Annotated in this window: 18 protein-coding genes; 9 read left to right on the forward strand and 9 right to left on the reverse strand. The window is 51.3% G+C overall.

The window, feature by feature from the left end:
* Positions 1–68: 68 nt before the first annotated feature.
* Positions 69–1,010 carry a UDP-glucuronic acid decarboxylase family protein gene (locus GZZ87_RS14415; protein ID WP_162026514.1) on the reverse strand — a complete coding sequence of 314 codons (942 nt, stop codon included), beginning with the start codon at positions 1,008–1,010 and terminating at the stop codon, positions 69–71.
* Between the two features lie 55 nt (positions 1,011–1,065).
* Between GZZ87_RS14415 and GZZ87_RS14420 the strand changes: the two genes are divergently transcribed.
* Together GZZ87_RS14420 and GZZ87_RS14425 are read left to right on the forward strand one after the other, a co-directional pair.
* Positions 1,066–1,914, forward strand: a complete 849-nt coding sequence (locus GZZ87_RS14420; RefSeq protein ID WP_162026515.1) for a hypothetical protein — start codon at positions 1,066–1,068, stop codon at positions 1,912–1,914.
* Positions 1,915–1,959: 45 nt separating this feature from the next.
* Entirely contained in the window at positions 1,960–4,290 is a 2,331-nt protein-coding gene (locus GZZ87_RS14425; protein WP_162026516.1) for a helicase C-terminal domain-containing protein, read from the forward strand.
* Between the two features lie 93 nt (positions 4,291–4,383).
* On the opposite strand, the gene GZZ87_RS14430 is transcribed toward GZZ87_RS14425, so the two are convergent.
* From GZZ87_RS14430 to hisG, 4 genes are all read right to left on the reverse strand, one after another.
* On the reverse strand, positions 4,384–5,613 hold the full coding sequence (locus GZZ87_RS14430; RefSeq protein WP_162026517.1) for an alginate export family protein: 1,230 nt from the start codon (positions 5,611–5,613) through the stop codon (positions 4,384–4,386).
* A 439-nt stretch (positions 5,614–6,052) separates the two neighbouring features.
* Positions 6,053–7,102 carry an agmatine deiminase family protein gene (locus tag GZZ87_RS14435; RefSeq protein WP_162026518.1) on the reverse strand — a complete coding sequence of 350 codons (1,050 nt, stop codon included), beginning with the start codon at positions 7,100–7,102 and terminating at the stop codon, positions 6,053–6,055.
* A 36-nt stretch (positions 7,103–7,138) separates the two neighbouring features.
* Positions 7,139–8,023: a carbon-nitrogen hydrolase gene (locus GZZ87_RS14440; protein WP_162026519.1), complete on the reverse strand. Its 885-nt coding sequence runs from the start codon at positions 8,021–8,023 to the stop codon at positions 7,139–7,141.
* 9 nt (positions 8,024–8,032) lie between these two features.
* Positions 8,033–8,914 (reverse strand): ATP phosphoribosyltransferase, encoded by an 882-nt coding sequence (hisG, locus tag GZZ87_RS14445; protein ID WP_244648115.1) that lies wholly within the window; start codon positions 8,912–8,914, stop codon positions 8,033–8,035.
* A gap of 141 nt (positions 8,915–9,055) precedes the next feature.
* Here hisG and bcp point away from each other — a divergent pair, with 141 nt between their 5' ends.
* A complete protein-coding gene (gene bcp / locus GZZ87_RS14450; RefSeq protein ID WP_162026520.1) occupies positions 9,056–9,532 on the forward strand; it encodes a thioredoxin-dependent thiol peroxidase in 477 nt (158 codons plus the stop codon).
* A 4-nt stretch (positions 9,533–9,536) separates the two neighbouring features.
* On the forward strand, positions 9,537–10,274 hold the full coding sequence (locus GZZ87_RS14455; protein ID WP_162026521.1) for a response regulator transcription factor: 738 nt from the start codon (positions 9,537–9,539) through the stop codon (positions 10,272–10,274).
* Between the two features lie 9 nt (positions 10,275–10,283).
* On the opposite strand, the gene GZZ87_RS14460 is transcribed toward GZZ87_RS14455, so the two are convergent.
* From GZZ87_RS14460 to GZZ87_RS14470, 3 genes are read right to left on the reverse strand one after another with little or no spacing between them, the layout of a single operon-like run.
* Positions 10,284–11,996, reverse strand: coding sequence for a GspE/PulE family protein (locus GZZ87_RS14460; protein ID WP_162026522.1), 1,713 nt, complete (start codon positions 11,994–11,996; stop codon positions 10,284–10,286).
* Positions 11,993–12,205, reverse strand: a complete 213-nt coding sequence (locus tag GZZ87_RS14465) for a hypothetical protein (RefSeq protein WP_162026523.1) — start codon at positions 12,203–12,205, stop codon at positions 11,993–11,995. The genes GZZ87_RS14460 and GZZ87_RS14465 overlap by 4 nt, the downstream gene beginning before the upstream one ends.
* Before the next feature lie 10 nt (positions 12,206–12,215).
* On the reverse strand, positions 12,216–12,596 hold the full coding sequence (locus GZZ87_RS14470) for a response regulator (protein ID WP_162026524.1): 381 nt from the start codon (positions 12,594–12,596) through the stop codon (positions 12,216–12,218).
* A gap of 113 nt (positions 12,597–12,709) precedes the next feature.
* Here GZZ87_RS14470 and GZZ87_RS14475 point away from each other — a divergent pair, with 113 nt between their 5' ends.
* Positions 12,710–14,233 (forward strand): sodium/solute symporter, encoded by a 1,524-nt coding sequence (locus GZZ87_RS14475; protein WP_162026525.1) that lies wholly within the window; start codon positions 12,710–12,712, stop codon positions 14,231–14,233.
* Positions 14,234–14,258: 25 nt separating this feature from the next.
* Here the strand turns inward: GZZ87_RS14475 and GZZ87_RS14480 are convergent, their stop codons facing one another.
* Positions 14,259–14,495, reverse strand: a complete 237-nt coding sequence (locus GZZ87_RS14480) for a hypothetical protein (RefSeq protein ID WP_162026526.1) — start codon at positions 14,493–14,495, stop codon at positions 14,259–14,261.
* A 128-nt stretch (positions 14,496–14,623) separates the two neighbouring features.
* Between GZZ87_RS14480 and dusB the strand changes: the two genes are divergently transcribed.
* The 4 genes from dusB (at position 14,624) to efp (ending at position 17,593) form a co-directional block, all read left to right on the forward strand.
* The gene (gene dusB, locus GZZ87_RS14485; RefSeq protein ID WP_162026527.1) at positions 14,624–15,607 is read left to right on the forward strand and encodes a tRNA dihydrouridine synthase DusB; all 984 of its coding nucleotides are present in this window, start codon (positions 14,624–14,626) and stop codon (positions 15,605–15,607) included.
* Positions 15,604–16,071 (forward strand): low molecular weight protein-tyrosine-phosphatase, encoded by a 468-nt coding sequence (locus GZZ87_RS14490; RefSeq protein ID WP_162026528.1) that lies wholly within the window; start codon positions 15,604–15,606, stop codon positions 16,069–16,071. Before dusB ends, GZZ87_RS14490 begins: the two co-directional genes overlap by 4 nt.
* A 10-nt stretch (positions 16,072–16,081) precedes the next feature.
* Complete coding sequence (locus tag GZZ87_RS14495) at positions 16,082–16,954, forward strand: fructosamine kinase family protein (protein ID WP_162026529.1); 873 nt, start codon at positions 16,082–16,084, stop codon at positions 16,952–16,954.
* An 81-nt stretch (positions 16,955–17,035) separates the two neighbouring features.
* Positions 17,036–17,593, forward strand: coding sequence for an elongation factor P (gene efp / locus GZZ87_RS14500; RefSeq protein WP_162026530.1), 558 nt, complete (start codon positions 17,036–17,038; stop codon positions 17,591–17,593).
* The last annotated feature ends 280 nt before the right edge of the window (positions 17,594–17,873 follow it).

A 17,873-nucleotide genomic window follows, 5' to 3' on the forward strand; every position in this document is an offset into this window, starting at 1 on the left:
AAGTCAGGAAGCTACAATGGGGGTCGGAGTTGTCGCGGTCTTCGCAGGCAAAGCCCCGACGAAGGCGCCTACCCCTCCGACAACACCTTGTCAAAGTAAGCAATCGTCGGCTTCAAACCTTCGTCGAGCGAGACTTTCGGCTCCCAGCCAAGCACCTTCTTTGCCTGAGTGATATCAGGCTGCCGCTGCTTCGGATCATCCTGAGGCAACGCTTCGTGTATGATCTTCGACTTGCTTCCAGTCTGAGCGATCACCTTTTCTGCGAGTTCCAGAATCGTAAACTCACCGGGATTACCGATATTCATCGGACCAATCACTTCCTCCTGATTCATTAACCCCACGAACCCCTCAATCAAATCATCACAATAACAGAACGAACGTGTCTGCTGTCCTTCGCCATAAACGGTGATGTCTTTCCCTTGCAGCGCCTGCACAATAAAGTTTGAAACCACGCGGCCATCATCTGGGCACATGCGTGGTCCATAGGTATTAAAAATACGGACGATACGGACATCGACACCGTTCTGACGGTGGTAATCCATAAACAAAGTCTCAGCCGCACGCTTGCCTTCATCGTAACACGATCGAATACCAATCGGATTCACATTCCCCCAATACGACTCGGGCTGTGGATGCACCGATGGATCCGGATCGCCATACACCTCCGAAGTCGATGCTTGAAAGACACGCGCCCCGACACGCTTGGCCGAACCCAAACAATTGATCGCCCCCATCACAGATGTCTTAATCGTTTTGATCGGGTTGTGCTGATAATGCACAGGCGATGCTGGACAGGCCAGATTATAGATTTGATCCACTTCTACTTTAAACGGATCGGTCACATCGTGCCGCATCAGCTCAAACAGTGGATTCTGCATTAAGTGAAGCACGTTGCGCTTACGGCCTGTGAAGAAGTTATCCATACAGATGACCTCATGACCTTCGCCCAACAAACGGTCACACAAATGACTGCCCAAGAAACCAGCTCCTCCAGTAATTAAAATACGCATGAATGAATCCAGTTGTGATTTTCTTTTATTTGCGAACACTAAACAGCACAACAGTATGAAAATTACACATTCCACGCCCAAACTCTCAACATCCACCTTCGTTATACTGATCTGCCTCTTACTGGCCCCCCTCACGATGTGGGCACAATCAGCGACACCTGAAACACCCACAGCCACTCAACGGCCCCAATTATCTGACATTACCAGTAAACGGCTAATCAAAAACTTCCTTGCGGTTTCAGGTGGCAAGCAAGCCTATATCGATCTAGTCAACGTAACCGCCACTGGAAAAATCATTGAAGCAGGCAGAGTAAAATCATTTCACCTGATCGAGACTCAAGATGGCCGTCGACAACTCACCTACACATGGAAGCACCTCGGCCGCACATATAAAGTGCTACACTCTTTCGATGGAGTGCAGACGTGGCAGCAGGAGCTCCTCCCCAAAAAGAAAGAGCCCCAACCAGTCACCGGCCGCAAAGCGCTACACTTTGCACGTCAGCATTGGCTCATCCAGCCCTTCATTGTGCCAATGAAAGCGGATTATGTGTTTATATATCAAGGTGAGTCGAAAGTCAGTGGGCGCCCCGCTTATATCATTACTGGATTTGGCAAACAGAATGAACGTAGCTGGTTTTACTTTGATAAAGAACGCTCACTCCTCACGCGATGGGGCGGCAAAGGCACCATCGCTGGCATCGAAGAATACATGGACTACCAAGCCACACAATTTGCAGTCGTCAGCGGCGTGCTCCTGCCCAAGCAGATCGACCTACTCGCTGAAAATTCGAAGTTTGGCACCATCACGTTCGATACCATAACCGCTAATCAAAAAATCGACGCTAAGATTTTCTATATGCCCCCCTCCACCGTCCCCACGCTACGACAAAAAATCGTTCGCTAGTCCTAGGCTTGACCTCCACCCGTCATTTGTCAGCCATGTCGGGCGATGCATATTGATCCACTCGCCCGAACCGTTCGCCTAAGCGTGCGCGAACTCGCCACCTTTCGCCAGGTGCCTGCGAGCGATGGGCACGGCGCCAGCCCGTGGCGTGCATCAGTCGGGCAGAAATGGCACAAAACCGCAGAGCGCCAAACATTGAACACCCACACCGATGCACGGTTCGAGGTGCCACTTAAAGCGACTTGGCACCATCACGACTGGACTTTTGAGATACAAGGCCGCATCGATCAAATACTCCCCGAGTCCGAGCAATTAATCATTCGCGAAGTTAAAACGATCCGCGGAAGATTGCCGGCCAACCCCGAAGAACTTGCCAGTCACTACCCCGACTATTTCGCCCAAGTCGCCATCTACCTCGGCCTCGCTCGTGTGCTCCCCGACTATGCGAACAACCAACTATCCGCAGAGCTCTGTTTCATCGACATCGAAACCGGCAAGCAGCAACTTGTGCCACTCACCGAAGACGACGAGCGCACCTTCACAAGTCAGCTCGACACACTACTCCCCTTCCTCGAAGACCGCCGCAACTGTCAACTCCGCCTGCAAGGCATCACGCTCCAACCCGCCTTTGAAACCCTACGCGAAGGCCAAGCCGAGCTATTCGCCACACTCGACCACGCCGCCCTCCAAAGTAAAACCGTCCTGCTCGAAGCGCCCACAGGCTTTGGCAAAACAGGCATTGTGCTCGAACATACTCTCCGCCAAATGCAAAGCGGTGTCTATGAACGTGCCATCTATCTCACCAGTAAATCGACCGGTCAGTTAGAAACGATCCGCCAACTGCGCGCCATGATTGGCGACAATCTGCGCTACATACAAATGCGCAACCGCTCCGAGCATCGCATCGACAGCGCTGTTCACACCTGCACAGGCGACAATCGTTGTAATGAGCACCTCGGGCAGAATTGGTTAGCCGCCGACATTTCACCAATTGAGCTGTTCGAGGACGCCACACTCAGTCTCGACCGCGCCAAAGACATTGGCGAAAACACAGGCGTTTGCCCCTACGCACTGACCAAAGGCTGCCTACCATTCGCCGAAGCATGGATTGGCGACACCAACTATATCTTTTCTCCATCAAGCCGCGCGGTCTTTTTAGAGCAACACGGATTCGACCCCGCCAAAACACTCCTCATCGTCGATGAAGCTCACAACCTGCCAGACCGCGCAGCTGATGCTCTCAGTGTCGAACTCAGCGCGGCCGACCTGCTCTTTGCCCTCGAAGAACTGCGCAACGCCGGCGCACCACACCATCTACTCAGTATCGGCGAAGAACTCATACGCTGCCTCGAATCACAATCGCAAGGTGAGCCGCTCCACCCCGACAGACGCTACGAGGCACTCGACCTCTGTGAGGATTTTGCACGACAGCTCAAAGATGCACACTTTAATTACGATGCTACCGCCCCCTTTGCGATAGACATCGTCTGGCGCATTCCCGAACTCGCACAACGCCTAGCCGAACCATCACATCAATGGCTACACTGGTGCCCTACAGTCGGCACGCTGCGCGCCAGCTGCCTCGATGCCAGCAAGTGGATCGCAGAATGTATCGCTCCCTTCGGAGGCAGTATCCTGATGTCTGCCACGCTCTCGCCAATTGAAAGCTTCCGTGAGCACTGCGGCCTCAAACGCAAAAACTCCACACTCGCGCAAGGCCACGCACCTTGGCGCGACGATGCCTACCAAGTCGCCATCGATTCCCGTGTGGATACTCGCTATAAAGAACGCGAGAAACACTACGAAATCACAGCACGCACCATCGACGCGCTCATCCACCAAAGCCCTGGTGTGCCAGTCGCAGTCTTCTTTGCATCCTACCTCTACGCCGAAAATATAAAAACCTATCTCGAAGCACTTAATCCAGTGGCTCGTGTTCAAGTGCAACCACGCGGTGTCGACCTAGCCGAACAGGAAACATTCATCGACGAAGGCCTCCTCATGGCAGATGCGCTTTTCCTCATACTAGGATCCAGCTATGCCGAAGGTGTTGATAAACTCGGTGGCCGAATCGACATCGCCATGGTCGTCGGTCCAGCACTGCCAGAAGTCAACGCCATCCAAAACGCAAAAATGGGCACTTACCATAGCACCGAGCGTGACCTAGCCTTCAAAGACGTTTATATCATCCCAGCGATGCGCCGCATCCACCAAGCCCTCGGCCGTATTGTCCGCGCACCAGGACACCGTGCCAAAGTCCTGCTCCACGGCAAACGCTACAGCCAAACGGCCTATCAACAACAACTCGCACCCGAATACCAAGATGCCACAACGATCCGAAGCGATGCCGACCTAGTAGACTGGTTACAAAGCTAGCCTTGCACATGTCATAAACGGCGTGAACGACAAAAAAGGCGGGATCGCCTAAACGACCCCGCCTCCAATTTCTACAACAAACAATACTTTAACTTAGTAAGAAAAATTCACGTCGAATGTAAACATGGTCTTATCAGCACCACCTGCACCAGCGAACTCATCGTCCGCCATGTAGTAACCATACTTCGCCATCAAAGTCGTATACTTGTTGACCTTATAGCTAGCGACAAAGTCAATTTCATCACCGTAGTCATTGCCATGTGAAGGATGAGTATCCGAATCGAAAGAGTGATAAACAAGCTTCACAGGAATACTCTTTTTATCCCAAACTGGAATCTTGTATCCCACATATGCGTAGAGGTCCTGTAGCCCACCGTCGATACCAGTGACAGGCAAGAAGACGTCAGCATAACCATTGAACTTATGCACAGTCGCGAGTGGTGTGCGGAAGCCATCACCTAGAACTTCAAAACCAGCACCAAAGGTGAAGGCTTCGTAGGCAGCTGAGAGGTCACCCGCCCAGTAGTCGGCATCGATATCAGTTGGAGACTGCGAGTTATCTTCCTGATGTGCATAACTAAATGCATAGTTCAATGTCACTTCATCCAACTTATACTTACCTGTGGCACGAATACCTGTGGTATCATTGGAGAACGCATCAATGTCACTACTCTTAATATGATAGTAGAATCCCGTAAGGCTCAACCAATCCGCAACCTTGTATTTGATATTTGCGCCAGCAGTATCCATTTTGGTGTTATCGGCATTCACGCGATTTACATTATCCATGTAAAAGCCATTCACAGTCAGGTTCTCAACCATTGTAAATGAGCCAGTCGCAGCATCGAAGGTTTGCATATTTTGGCGCCATCCCACGTTACCAATGAAGCGCGAATCATCGAGAATGTAAATCTGGCGACCGATCTTAGCCTTACCATAATCTTCATTCTGATAACCGAGCCAATACTGGTTAAAGTCAGTGCCGTCACCCGCATCATCCAAAGGGTGAATATCGTCGTGATCCCCACCGATGCGAGTCACAGTTTCACCTTCGACCATCGCATTAAAGCCACCAAAGGTCTCAGTCGTATAACCGTAGCGAATGCTCTCCGAAAAACCGTTGCGATGATTATCTGGCTTCGTATTCAGATTAAACACTTCATAGCGAGTCCGCGACGTGACATTGAACTTGCCTGGGATCGTTTCTTCCAGGCTCTTGAATTGCTCATCCAAAAAAGCCTCTGCCGATTCGGCCGATGCAAATGAAGCACTCCCCGCTAGGGCGAGCACTGTGATTAATGATTTAGTATATGTATTTTTCATTTCAGCGTAGTAGTTAGTTAAGTGCGTTGCACTGTATTGATAACACCACCTCTCATGCCAACAATACTAATAAGTCCCATTAATCACATGAACAGATTTCATGATGACTTAAAAAAAAAATCCTAATATGAAATCCCCCACCATGAGACACACCGCAATCAACCACTCCACAAAACGCTTCGCTTTATCTGACAATAACTTACGATTTATAACAAAACGCTTCAAACAAGTCACGGAAGTGACACGCTGACTCATACGACTAAATACAAAAACCATGACCATCGGCTCGTGCACACTGGATCGATAGGAATCTGGCTAAAACATTTCACTCCTAAAGCGATCGAGTGGTCAAAAACGTGACAGTTGTAGCGCGCAAAGTGCTCACCAGAACTCCAACGAAGCCCGATTGCTACCCACGGACAGATCACCCGTAGCTCTACTAGCAGCGAATTGCCGGCTGGTGCTGGCTCATGCAATGAATCGCACCACCTTCTCGGACGATATTCCGACAATCAAACCCGACAACCTCTCTCCCTGGGTAGCAATCCGCGAGAATTTCCAGCGCTTCGGCATCACGCTGCGGTTGACCATAGGTAGGCACCAGCACCGCACCATTCAGGACAAGATAATTCATATAACTTGCCGCGAGACGCTCTCCATCGAGATAGATCGGATCAGGCAAAGGTAACTGGACGGTGGCATACGGTTGCCCATCTGGGGTTCTGAATGCTTGGATACGACTGACATTTTCACTCAAGGCGGCAAAATTCCGGTCTTCCGGATCGTTAACAGATGCCATTAAAATCGCGTCAGCCTTAAAGAACCGAGCGAGATTATCAATATGCCCGTCAGTATCATCCCCCTCCAAGCCATCTTGCAGCCAAAGCACTTCGTTAATACCTAAGCCAGCGGATAGACGCGCCTCGATCTGATTCTTAGAAATCTCACCGTTGCGGTTCGGGTTCAGCAACACGACCTCAGTCGTCAACAATTGCCCGGCTCCATTACTCTCAATCGCGCCGCCTTCTAAGACGGTATCAAATGCAAAACGGCGCAGCCCCAAATGATCAGCGAGCCATGCGGATGCGTTGTTGTCTTTCTGCTGTAACGGAAATTTATTGCCCCATGCATTATAGATCCAATCCGTCATGCACAGCTCAGAGCGGTCTTCACTTAGCAAAAATAGCGGCCCATAATCACGACACCATACATCGTCGGTCTGGTAGTCGTAAAACGTCACCGCGCTGGCATCGCCCGCCTGGGCCATCAAAGCACGCAATTCTGCCTGAGCCGATTCGGGACACAGCACAGATACAGGCTGAAAACGAGCCGCGAGCACATAGAGCGCCGCCAATTGCTCACGCACCCGAGGCAACACGCCTGTCCAGAGATCATCGCGCGTCGGCCAAGCAAACCAAACAGCTGCTTGCGGCTCCCACTCTGCAGGAAAACGGTAACCCAATTCTTTCGGTGTGCTCAATGCTGTCATACTAAATAAAAGAGTCAGAACCTCGTTACACTGATCTTAGTCAATCATGCGTCGCGTCAAGCCACTGAAGCTATCAATCCGACGGTCACGAAAGAACGGCCAGATGCGCCGCGTATCTTCAAGCGCCTTTAAATCGCAATCAGCAATCACAATCGCCTCGGCATCCACTGGCGCCCGCTCCATCACTTGCCCATAAAAGTCGGCAACGAAGGATTGTCCCCAAAATTGGGTCGCGCCCTCGGTGCCGGTGCGATTGATCGCAGCCACGTAACAGCCATTCGCCACGGCATGCCCGCGCTGCACAGTCTCCCATGCAGTGTGCTGCGCTACGCCAAGCTCAGCTTTTTCTTCGGGCAACCAACCAATGGCTGTCGGATAAAACAAAATCTCCGCCCCCGCGAGAGCTGCTAGACGAGCGGCCTCTGGATACCATTGATCCCAGCAAATGAGCACCGATATTTTACCAAAACGTGTATCCCAAACCTTGTAACCAAGATCGCCTGGGGTGAAGTAGAACTTCTCCTCAAAGCCCGGATCTTGCGGAATGTGCATCTTACGATACTTGCCCAGATACGAGCCATCCGCATCAATCACCGCAGCAGTATTGTGATACACGCCCGCAGCACGGCGCTCAAACAGTGAACCAATAATGACAACGCCGAGCTCCCCTGCGACAGTTGCCAGGGCATCCGTAGTCGGCCCGGGAACTGGCTCAGCAAGATCGAACAGTTCAGTGTCCTGAGTCAGACAAAAATAAGGGGAGGTAAACAGCTCCTGCGTGCAGATGACCTGCGCGCCGCGAGCTGCAGCCTCCCTTATTTTATCAATCGTATAGGCTAGATTGGCCTTCGTAGATCCTTGCTCACGCACCTGAATCAGGCCGATTCGCACGTTGCGATCTGTTGAAGACGCTTCTGCCATACGCTGAAATTAGTAAACGACCTTATTGAGCGGATACTCAACAATCCCCTCAGCACCATGTTCTTTGAGCGCTGGGATGATCTCACGCACGACTTTTTCGTCGATAATCGTATCGATCGCCACCCATGCTTCATCTGTAAGACGGTTGATTGTTGGATTACGCAGTGCGGGCAGTTCCTTCAGAATTGCATCCAGCTTCACTTTCTCGATGTTGAGCTTCAGCCCCACCTTCGAGTGTGCTTCGAGCGCTGCTTGCAAGAGCAATGCGATATTCTCGATTTTCTTGCGCTTCTCTGGGTTTTCCCAAGCCGCTTTGTTGGCGATGAGCACAGTATTCGTGTAAAGTAGCGTATCAACGATACGCAGGTTGTTCGCACGAAGCGAGTTACCTGTTTCTGTCAGGTCAACAATCGCATCCACGAGGTCTGGCACTTTAACTTCGGTGGCTCCCCAAGAGAACTCCACGTCAGCATTCACGCCATTATCCTTCAAGTAGCGACCAGTGATATTCACCACCTCAGTGGCGATACGCTTGCCTTCCAGGTCCTTCACGGTCTGCACGGGCGATGCCTCTGGCACTGCAATGATCCACTTGGAGCGGCGGTTTGATGCGCGGCTGTAAACCAGATCACACACTTCAACGACGTCAGACGCGTTCTCACAAACCCAGTCCTGGCCGGTCAGGCCGCAATCAAAGTAGCCATGCTCGACGTAACGGCTCACTTCTTGTGCACGCACGAAGCGTCCGTCCAGCTCTGCATCGTCAAAAGACGGGCGATACGAGCGGGAACTCTTTGTGATTCCGAAACCAGCTTTTGCAAAAAGCTTGATAGTCGAATCTTCAAGACTGCCCTTAGGCAACCCGAGCATGAGTAATGGTGTCTTTTCCATAAGGGCAGAGAACTTGATGCAGGATGTCGTGGGCACAAGAAAAATTTCCTAGAATCAATGCCCTCTTGTTGAAATAAGTAATTGTAAAAAAAAATCTTAGCTCTATTTTTACAATTCCCCTCAAGTTTATAAACAATTCTGATGCCGCTCCCAACTCCACTCAGTCCTGGCCAAAAAGCCCCCTCGTTCAGCTATACTGAAAGCGGGAGCACCATCCTTAGCACAGAAATCACGACGCCTCATCTCATTTACTTCTACCCCAAAGACAACACTCCGGGCTGCACCAAAGAGGCCTGTGCGATACGTGACGTCTGGGCAGATTTCGTAGCAGCAGGGCTTAAAGTCATCGGCGTGAGCAAAGATTCCGAAGCCTCGCACATCAAATTTCAGGAAAAATTCTCGCTACCCTTCCCCTTAATTGACGACACTGAGCTTGAACTAGCAAAAGCCTTTGGTGTGTATGGCGAGAAAAAGTTCATGGGCCGTGTTTACGATGGGATCCATCGCATGTCCTTTCTGATCGCTGCCGATGGCACTATTTTAAAAACCTATCCAAAAGTGAAACCCGAGGCACATGCCTCACAAGTATTGGAAGACCTATCCCAATTTAACTCCTAATTTCATGAGTAATCAACCAAAGCCACTTATCGTCATCGCTGAAGACGACAACGACCTCGCTACCGTCATCTCAACGCATCTGGAACTCGCAAATATGCAGAGCCAAATCTGCAATGAGGCTTCTCACGTTGTGCGCTACTTAAAAAGCAACTTTGCAAACCTACTACTCTTAGATGTGCACCTCCCCGACTCTACAGGCTTCGCGCTCATGGACGAGTTGCGCAAAAACAATGTCAACATTCCAGTCATTTTCCTGACAGGCGAAAACGCTGAGCTTAAAAAGGTAAAAGCCCTTGAAATGGGTGGCGATGATTACATCACAAAACCATTTAGCTTTCCTGAACTGATCGCTCGGATCAAAGCAGTGCTTCGCCGTGCCGAAACTGTAAATGATGCAAAGATCACTCATAATACCACCACCACGGATGCGCCATTCGACTTCTGTGGAGCCGAAGTCAACCCGCAGCGCCTCGAAGTGCAATTCCCCGACGGCGTCGCAGAAAGTATCGGCCGTAAAGAACTCGGTATCTTCTCGTATCTCGCCACACATCCGAACAGCGTTTTAACACGCAAAAACTTGATCCACTCGGTCTGGGGCATACACGCTGATGTGCGCAGTCGATCACTCGATCAATATATTGTGAAAATCCGCGACCTCTACAAACGCCACGATCTCACGCTTGAGTCATTCAAAACAGTGCACGGTGTCGGCTACATCTACGACGTAGAAGAGACCCCCTGAAGTGGGTGCTTAATCCTTGGGGTCAAGTTCCCACTCACTCGTGGTCCGCGCCTCGACCTCATCCAAAGTCGTAAAGCCTAACAAGGCCTTCTTTAACGCATCATAGCGCAAGGGACGATACCCCGCACGTCGGGCAGCGAGAGTCAGCTCATCGTCTGGCGCTCCACGTGTGATAAGCCCACGCATCTCCTCTGTCACCAAGGCCAATTCATGAAATGCGATGCGCCCATAATAGCCAGTTTGTCGGCAATGTGCACAGCCCACCCCATGGTAAAGGAATGGTGTATTCACCGCATGACTATCATGGAAATAACGTTCTAACACGTGTGCCTCCGGCGTATATGCACTCTTGCAATTTTCACATATCCTCGCAGCGAGTCGCTGAGCCATCACTGCCAATATTGATGGAGCGACCATATACGGTTCAATTCCTATTTCAACCAGACGAACGACAGCCTGAATCGCGTTATTCGTATGCAGTGTTGAAAAAACAAGGTGCCCGGTCAAAGCAGCTTCAATTGCAATCTTAGCCGTCTCCAGGTCTCGAATCTCTCCGACAAGCATCACATCAGGATCTTGTCGAAGTAACGAACGTAATAGGGTCGAAAATTTCAGATCAATCTTAGCATTCACTTGCGATTGAATCACACCGTCCATCCGAGTCTCGATCGGATCTTCAATCGTGCAAATATTGACATCTGGCTTATTGATCTCATGCAAGGCGGCATACAAAGTCGTCGATTTTCCGGATCCTGTCGGACCAGTAACAAACACCATACCATTTGGCGCGCGAATCACCTCATTGAACGGCTGTAGAATCGTCTGTGAAATCATCATCTGATCCAGTGACTTAAAATCCTTCTTACCCGTGAGCGCCAAAATACGCAGCACAATCTTTTCGCCATAAATAGTCGGAATGACCGACACACGAAAGTTCACATTCCCCGACCCCAATGGAATCGAAATTCGACCATCCTGAGGGATGCGAGTTTCCGCAATATTAAGTTCACTCAAGATTTTAATGCGCGAGTTCAGCGGAGCATGCAGCGCAGAGGCCACGCGAAACACCTGCTGCAGCCGACCATCCACACGGAAACGTATATTCGTAAATGACTCCTGTGGCTCAATATGAATATCAGACGCACGTTCCTTAATCGCCAAATACAGCAGCGCATCACACAAGCCGATGATCGACTTTGACCCACCCGCCCCCTCCAACTCCTCAGGCTTGAGTTGAGACAAAATAGCCCCTTGAGTGCGCTCAAGCTGAGCAATCAATTCCTGCACGGTTTGATCAGTGCTATAGTGCAGCTCGATCGCATCACGCACCTCGACACTCAAACAAAACACGGGGCTAATATCCAGCCCCGTAATCGCAGACAGTCGACGCACTAGTGCCGCATCATCAGGATTCGGCATCGCAACAGTCATCGCATCCTCAATCACATAGAGCGGCATCACGTTGCCTTTACGTGCAATCTCAAGCGGTAAACTCTCAACCGCTTCACGACTAATGATAGTCGACAAGGGGTCCACATACGCACGCCCCAAACGATTACTCCACAAGAGACACCCCACATCCTTTGTAATCGCCCCCGACTCGATCAACGACTCCAGTAGCTCCAGAGAGTTCTCCTCCCCATTCGCACGCGCAAGATCATATGCTTCATTTGAAATCAGAATATGACTGGCCTCTAACTCCTCTCGAATAGTCATGCTCATGGCTTCCTCCTTTTACGGTGACGTTTATCGGCAAACATTTTGCCGATCTCCGTCGCATCTAAGAGTTCACGCCCCATCACTGAGTGCTCACGCTCTGAATGCACTTCATCGATCATCTCTTGCAACGAATAACGAAGCCCCTGCGCCTGACGCTTACTAGGCCCAGGCGAGTTCCCTGAGTCACTCGATGTTGGATTTAGATCACTCATCTTCAAACAATCACTCCCAAATATCCTCAATCAAAGCACTCAGTTGAGCCACGATGTCCTCCTTCGGTGTATCTTTACGGATATAATAAGAAGCACCCAGCTCAACACTTCGCTCCACGGCCTTTCGAGATGCGACTGAAGACGCCATCACCACGACCGCATCTTCATCAAATTCCAAAATTTCTTCGAGCGCTTCCATGCCCTCTTTCACTGGCATATTCACATCTAAAAGCACTAGGTCAGGCTTATGCTGTTTATAGATATCAACGCCCTCCTGCCCATTTTTCGCTTCAAAAAATTCATTAAATCTTATCTGCTTTAAGATAAGCTTCAAATACATACGCAGGTGCGGCTCATCATCGACAATCAATGCAGTATAAGGACGGCTCATGATGATTAATCTTCTGGTTGATAGGACTTCATGTCGAGAAGAAACATGGGGAGAAACGAGCCGACTTGACGTCAAGCGGCACGCCACCCAAGCTCTGCGCTTTTTCTATTAACGTGTTTGCTAAACTCACCCTATTCGACGGCCTGATCGTCTTACTCTACTTCGCTGCGGTTCTCGGCATCGGTCTCTACCACGCCCGCCGCAACAAAGGCTCAGACGACTTCATCTCCGGCAGTCGGCAAATGCCTTGGCTCGCCGTGCTCGGCTCACTCGTCGCCACAGAAGTCAGCGCCTCCACCTTCCTCGCGACACCGGGCGTCGGCTTCTCCGAGAACATGAGCTACCTACAATTCGGCGTCGGCTCCATACTGGCACGTATTTTCATCGCATTCGTATTCTTAGGTGCCTTCTACGCAGCCAACTATCTAACTATCTACGCCTTTCTAGCGAGTCGATTTGGCAACCACACACGCTATACGGCGACACTCTTCTTCTTTGTCACTCGTTTGCTCGCCTCCGCTGTTCGATTAATGATCGCAGCAAAAGGTATTAGCTTAATCTTAAACATCCCATTCGAATATTGCTTAATCACCTTCACCTTAATCGCTGTCATCTACACTGGAGGCGGTGGAATTCGAGGCATTATATGGACCGACGTGCTACAAGCAGTCGTCTTCATCAGCTGCGGACTGGTGCTCATCGCCTACATTGGACAAGACATCGGTTGGCAAACGATTTACGACATTGGTCATTCACACAACCGCTTCGATGTCTTTCAATTTACTCCGAAAGACTCAGACGGCGGTTGGCTGAGTTGGCTAAATGATCCAAAACTCTTTTTGATCGCCGTCATATTTGGATTTATCAGCACCGCAGCGGCCTTTGGCACAGACCAAGACATGACTCAGCGCATGCTTACCTGCAAAGACGTCAAATCCGCTCGCCGCAGCGTCATACTGAGCGGCTGTATTTCGATTCCTATTGCAGCCCTCTTTCTTATGGTTGGCATCGCCCTGTTTGCCTTTTACCAGGTGCACCTCGACGCCAGCCTCCCTCTACAGCAACTAGCCGATGGCAGCACAAAAGTCATCTCCGACGACATCTTCCCACATTTCATCGGTAGCCAACTCCCGCCAGGCCTACGCGGCCTACTCTTGGTCGGTGTGCTGGCCGCAGCGATGTCGAGCCTCGACTCCACGATGGGGGCACTGAGCTCATCTGCAATGGTCGACCTCTACCGTCCACTGTTCAAAAAGCAACTCAATGAAACAGTAGCACTACGGCTAACACGCGCTTTCGTTTGTGCATTTGGCATTTTACTGGCCCTCATTGCATGGATCTTAAAGGACGCCGAGGGCTACCTATGGCTAAGCTTTAAAATCGTCGGCATCACCTACGGCTCACTACTTGGCGTCTTCCTGCTCGGCATACTAACCAAGCGCGGATCCGACCGCGGCAACTGGATATCCATGCTCAGCGGAAGCCTCCTGTGCTCGACCCTGCTCTGGCTAATCGAAACCGATCGACTGGCACTGGGTTGGACTTGGTTAATCGTGATCGGGACGACATGGACGTTGTGCCTCGGCTGCTTATGGCACGAAAAAGCCCCGCGATCAAAAGAATCAACGGGGCTTTGAAAAATATTAAATCAAGGTAGATTTATTACATTGGGCAACATGCGCTCTTTTTAGCTACAGCAGCTGGCTTCTTTTCGCACTCAGTTTTTTTCTTAGCGCAGTCAGCTGCTTCTTTATCGCATTTAGCTGCGTCCTTGTCGCATTTAGCTGCCGACTTTTCGCACTTGGCTGCTTCTTTAGCACAGCTAGAATCAGCGTTGCCAGCACTCGCAGTGATGACGCCAGCAATTAACAAAAGAGGAATAAGTAGTAGTTTTTTCATAATATTTTTGATTGAGATGATTGATATGATACAGGTTCTATGTCTTGTCGAACCATTCGATAGACTTTCTATTGGAGCATTCTAACTTCTCCGTATTCCCTGTATTTCAAATAAATTTAGAACACCGAATGCTACCTTGGTTCCAAAATGATCAATTTCCGCTGTATCTCGCTCCCATGGCGCGAGTTACAGACATCGTCTTTCGTCAATTCTGTAAAGATCAGGGAGCCGATGTCATGGTCACCGAGTTCGTCCAGGCCGATGCCCTCACCCGCGAAGACCCCAAACTGTGGGAAACCGTCGACTTCACCGAAGAGCAACGCCCGATGGGGGTGCAAATTTTTGGTTCCAATCCCGATTCCATGGCCGCAGCCGCGAAGCTCCTCGCCGATCGTATCCAACCTGACTTTATCGATATCAACTTTGGCTGCCCCGCGGATCGTGTCATTTGCATGGATGCTGGCTCGTCCATGCTGCGTAACCCCGCAAAGATCGGCAAAGTCGTCGGCGCCGTCGTCAAGGCCGTGCCTGGCACCCCAGTCACTGCAAAAATCCGCACAGGATGGGACGATGACACCATCGTCGCCCGCGAAGTCGGCCACATCGTCGAAGGCGAAGGCGCGCAAGCCCTCGCCATCCACGGCCGCACCAAAGTGCAAGGCTACAGTGGCGAAGCCAACTGGCCACTGATCGCCGAAGTCGCCGAAGAACTCACCATTCCCGTGATCGGCAACGGCAACATCCGCAGCGCGCACGATGTGATCCGCATCCGCGAACAAACCAACTGTGCCGGCCTCATGATTGGCCGCGCCGCCCTAGGCTACCCGTGGATTTTTCGCGACATTAAGCACTATCTCGCGCACGGCGTCGTGCCCGAACCACCCTCGGTCACCGAGCGCTGGGACACCATCCTCGAATACACGCGCAAGATCATGGCGCGCCCCTTCCGCCAACAGAAGCACCCCGACCTGCGCTGGATGCGCCCCAAATTGATCGCGCTGACCAAGAGCATGAACAGCTCACGTAAAATCCGCGGTGCTCTCGGCCACGTCATTCACTTCGAAGACCTCGAACGCGTCGCCGCCGAACACATCGCACTCTTTGACGAATGAAAAAAATCCTCTTCCTCTGCATGGGCAACATCTGCCGCTCACCCGCCGGCCACTGCGTCTTTCAACATTTAGTCGATGAGGCAGGACTCTCGAATCAATTCGAGATCGAGTCCGCGGGCACCATTGGCTTTCACGTCGGCTCACTGCCCGATAGCCGCATGCAACAATCCATGCGCGCGCGCAACATTCCGATCATCGGCCGCTCTAGACAACTCAAAGCGGCCGATCTCGAAGACTACGACCTCATCTTAGCGATGGATCGCGACAACCTAGCTGATGCCCGTGCCCTCGATTCCACTGGCAAGTTAAAGCACAAGGTTGAGCTCTTCTGCGATTACTGCACCGCACACAACGAAACCGAAGTGCCCGATCCCTACTACGGCGGCGACCGCGGCTTCGAACACGTGCTCGATCTGATCGAAGACGGCTGCGCCAACCTACTCAAAAAGCTAAGCTCTCAATAGTTCGCCAGCAATGGATCCTAAACTAGTAAAAGCAATCTCCGCAGCGATCTCACTGGCGACCGACACTCCTTTTAGGAGCACGCAACAAGCCCCTATTAGCGGAGGCGACATCAACGATGCTTATCTGCTTTCCGATGGGCAGCAGTCGTATTTCGTCAAGATCAACAGCGCCGCAAAGCTCGACATGTTCATCACCGAGTCGCAAGCACTGGCAGCGATACGCAAAAGCCGCAGCATTCGAGCACCACAGCCCATCACACATGGCCGCAGCGGTGCTTACGCATTTCTTGCGCTGGAAGCGATACAGTTCGGCCCACCCGCCACACAAAGCTGGCAGCAAATGGGGCAACAACTCGCCACACTTCATCGCACCACTGCCGAACGCTTCGGCTGGCACCGCGACAACACCATTGGTAGCACCCCTCAACTCAATCAAACAACCACCCATTGGAGCGAGTTCTTCTGCAAACAGCGTCTGTGCCCGCAACTGGATCTCGCCCAAGCCAACGGCATACGCCTGACGCAGACCGACGTATTATTGGAACGCGCCGCAGCACTGCTGGCAGACCATCACCCCGATGCGTCGTTACTCCACGGCGACCTATGGAAAGGCAACACCAGTTTTTGCAATGATGGCACGCCCGTGATCTTCGACCCCGCCAGCTACTACGGCGACCGCGAGACCGACCTAGCCTTTACCGAATATTTTGGCGGGTTTGCCCCCGAGTTTTACGACAGCTACCACTCGGCATGGCCCCTCCCCACTGGCCATGATCAACGTAAGCCACTCTACAACCTCTATCATACCCTTAACCATGCCAACCTCTTCGGTGGCAACTACGTAACCGAAGCGCAGCAAACAATCTTTCGACTGCTCGCTTAACAACCCCACCCACCCGAATCGCTTGACAGCCTCGCGATGCGCTGGAAGATCAGCTTCCTTTTTTCAACATCTACAAAATATATGGCATCACCAACAGACGTTCGTAAGGGCAAGGTCCTCAACTATCAAGGCACTCCGCACCTCGTGCTCGACGTGCAGCACCGCACACAAGGCCGCCAGGCTGGCTTCATGCAAGTCACCATGCGCAACTTGAGCTCCGGATCCAGCACCAACACCAAGATCCGCACCACCGACTCCGTCGAAATCATGCACACCGACATGGTGAAGCTCGAGTATAGCTACGTCGATGGCGACGGCTACCACTTCATGGATCCCGAAACTTTCGAAGACATCATCCTCGACGCTGGTCTCGTCGAAGACTCCAAGGATTTCCTCGTTGAAACACAGGTATACAGCATCCTTCACGTCAACGACAAGCCGATCCAGATCGAACTCCCTGCCTCCATCGAGATGAAGGTCACAGAATCCGCTGAAGGCATCAAAGGTGACACAGCCAGCAACGTGCAAAAGCCAGCGACACTCGAAACTGGCCTCGTCGTGCAAGTGCCACTCTTCATTAAAGAAGGCGATGTGCTCAAGATCGGCACATCGGACAAGTCCTACATGGGCCGCGCATAAGCGATCCAACACAGCACACTTTCAAAACAAAAACGGCGAACGCATGATGCGTCCGCCGTTTTTTTGTGCCAGCTAGTTTGAAGTGAAACAGACATTTCTGTCTGTCTCGGGTAAGTGAAACAGACACTGCCGTCTGTCTCGGCTAAGTGAAACAGACATTCCTGTCTGTCTTGAGTAAGTGAAACAGACATTCCTGTCTGTCTCTTCGCATTTCAACAGACAACGATCAGGCAGGAATGCCTGTATCACTTCTTCCTTTAACCTAGATTTAGGAGTTAGA

It is taken from the genome of Lentimonas sp. CC4, from assembly GCF_902728235.1.
Lineage (GTDB): Bacteria > Verrucomicrobiota > Verrucomicrobiia > Opitutales > Coraliomargaritaceae > Lentimonas.